The organism is Pseudomonas sp. (assembly GCF_050739655.1).
GTDB lineage: Bacteria > Pseudomonadota > Gammaproteobacteria > Pseudomonadales > Pseudomonadaceae > Aquipseudomonas.
Genome location: NZ_JBOIBY010000410.1, coordinates 1 through 2,583 on the forward strand (window position 1 = coordinate 1; position 2,583 = coordinate 2,583).

General features: G+C 58.7%; 2 protein-coding genes and 1 pseudogene. All 3 read right to left on the reverse strand.

Annotation, left to right across the window (positions count from 1 at the left end):
• Window positions 1–101: pseudogene (locus ACRESJ_RS20185) on the reverse strand (acetyl-CoA carboxylase biotin carboxyl carrier protein); the annotation flags it as partial.
• Window positions 102–149: 48 nt separating this feature from the next.
• Window positions 150–602 (reverse strand): type II 3-dehydroquinate dehydratase, encoded by a 453-nt coding sequence (gene aroQ, locus ACRESJ_RS20190; protein WP_111449188.1) that lies wholly within the window; start codon window positions 600–602, stop codon window positions 150–152.
• Between the two features lie 132 nt (window positions 603–734).
• Window positions 735–2,480 (reverse strand): protein-disulfide reductase DsbD, encoded by a 1,746-nt coding sequence (locus ACRESJ_RS20195; protein WP_431759469.1) that lies wholly within the window; start codon window positions 2,478–2,480, stop codon window positions 735–737.
• Window positions 2,481–2,583: the final 103 nt, after the last annotated feature.

A 2,583-nucleotide genomic window follows, 5' to 3' on the forward strand; every position in this document is an offset into this window, starting at 1 on the left:
CGGCTGATGCGTACGGACTCTTCGCCTTCCTTGATCTCGAGCTCGTCGATGCCGGACTCTTCCAGCAATTCGATCAGTTTCTTAACTTTACGGATATCCATGAATCATCAACTCCCAAGGGTCGGTCAGGGGCGTTTAACGCTTGTTGTTCAAGTCGTTGCCTGTGTTTCAAGCTGCTCTAGGGCGGCCTCCAGGGCCAGTCGATAACCGCTGGCGCCAAGGCCGCAGATCACTCCCACCGCTACGTCGGAGAAGTAAGAGTGATGGCGGAAAGGTTCGCGTTTGTGCACGTTAGACAAATGCACTTCGATGAATGGGATGCTCACAGCCAGCAGCGCGTCACGTAATGCGACACTTGTATGCGTAAAAGCTGCTGGATTGATCAAAATAAAGTCCACACCTTCACTGCGAGCGGCGTGGATGCGGTCGATCAATTCGTACTCGGCATTGCTTTGCAGGTGCAGCAGATGGTGGCCGGCTTCGCGGGCCCGGCGTTCCAGATCCTGATTGATCTGCGCCAGTGTCGTGGCGCCATAGGTGCCCGGTTCACGGGTGCCAAGCATGTTCAGGTTGGGGCCGTGCAGTACGAGTAGCGTCGCCATCGGTTGTTCCTGTGTTGTGAGCGGGCAATTGTCAGAACCTGGCGACTATGCCGCAAAGCCTTTGTGACTGTCCAGTTCTCTGCAATAGCCAGCACGATGAGCGATGTTTGCGCAAAGTATGTGACCGCTTGATTAAATCCGGTCATTTGCTTTCGCAACACGTTCGGCGAAGTCCGGGGCGTTGATTTCACCGATCACCCGTACATCGGTACGTTCGGCGCCGTCCTTGCCGAAAAACATCAAGGCCGGGGGGCCGAACAGTTTGTAGCGATCGAGCAAGGTGCGCTGTTCGGCGTTGCTTTCAGTAATGTCGAAACGGATCAGGCGATAGCCCTTGAGGCGTTCAATGACGGTGGTGTCGTTGAGTACTTCGCGTTCGATGACTTTGCAGCTGATGCACCAGTCGGCGTACCAGTCGAGTAGCAGTGGAGTGCCGGACGATCGGGCTTGGGCGAGGGCGCGGTCGAGATCTGCCGGGGTGCTGACGGTTTGCCACGCGCTGACGTCGGACGCGGACGCCTCGACCACGGTTGTCCGTGGCTGGCCGATTGGATTGAACGGGTCGCTCTGGCCGCTGAATCCGCCGTACCAACAGGCCAGGGCGTAAAACAGCAGGAACATGCCGAGTAATTGACCCAGGCGTTTGCGTGGCGGTTTGTAGACGAACTCCAGCGCTCCCAGGAACAAGCCGACGCCCGCGGCCAGCAAGCCTATCAGCAGCAGGGTTATCTGGCCCGGCATTACCCGGCTCAGTAAGCCGATGGCCAGCCCCAGCAGCAGAACGCCAATCGCGTTTTTCACGTAGATCAGCCACGGCCCGCTTTTGGGTAGCCAGGCTGCGCCACCGGTGGCCACCAGCAATAGCGGTGCACCCATGCCCAGGCCGAGCATGAACAGCTTCAGTCCGCCGCCCAAGGCATCGCCGCTGGCGCTGATGTACAGCAATGCACCGGCCAGCGGTGCTGAAACACAGGGTGAAACCAACAGGCTGGAAACCACACCCAATACTGCCGCGCCCCAGAGCGAGCCACCTTCGGTGCGGCCGGCAATACGGTCAAGCCGGCTGCTGATGGCGTGGGGCAGTTTGAGCTCGAACACCCCGAACATCGCCAATGCGAACACTGCAAAAAACATCGCGAAGGGCACCAGCACCCAGGCTGATTGAAGGCGTGCCTGCAGGTTCAACTGTGCGCCGAACATCCCCATCAAGGCGCCAAGCAGGGCGAAGCACGCCGCCATCGGCAAAACATACGCCAATGACAGATTGAAACCGCGCAAGCCGCCGACCTGACCGCGTAATACCACTCCGGAAAGAATCGGTAGCATCGGCAGCACGCAGGGTGTGAAGGTCAGGCCGAGACCTGCGAGGAAGAACAACGCCAGTTCACGCCAGCTCCAGTTGTATGGAGTTGCGGTGCTCTCACTGCCGTTGATCGTCAGGCGCTCGGTTTCCGGTGGGTAGCACAGACCTTTGTCGGCGCAGCCCTGATAGGTGACGGCCAGGGTAAAGGCACGTTGATCGGTGCGCGGCAGTTCTACATCGAGAATGCCGTGGTAGGCCTCTACGTCGCCGAAGTACTCGTCATGCTTTTTCTGTCCGTCGGGCAATTGCGCTGTACCGAGTACGACGTCGGGCGGGTCGGTGCGGAACTGAAAACGGTGTCGGTAAAGGTAATAACCCTCGGTGGCGACGAAGCGCAGTTTGATCGATTGCGGTGTGCTTTCTACCAGACTCAACTGAAAAGCTTCGCGCACCGGCAAGAAGTCGGCGCTGTTGTTGATCGAACCCAGGGTTGAACTGGGTCGACTCTCCAGCAACCCGGTGGCGCAGACCGGCAGGGCGAACACTAATAGCAGCAGGCAGAGCAAACGGCGCATGACGGTCTCGCGTATCGGGGTTGGGGGCATAATAGCTGAGCCCGCGAGACATGGATCTAACTGCCATCGTGTAGGAGCTGCCGAAGGCTGCGATCTTTTGATC

Excerpts from the sequence above, each read along its gene's own strand:
- ACRESJ_RS20195 (WP_431759469.1), bottom strand. The coding sequence starts at position 2,480 with ATGCGCCGTTTGCTCTGCCTGCTGCTATTAGTGTTCGCCCTGCCGGTC.
- aroQ (WP_111449188.1), bottom strand. The coding sequence starts at position 602 with ATGGCGACGCTACTCGTACTGCACGGCCCCAACCTGAACATGCTTGGC.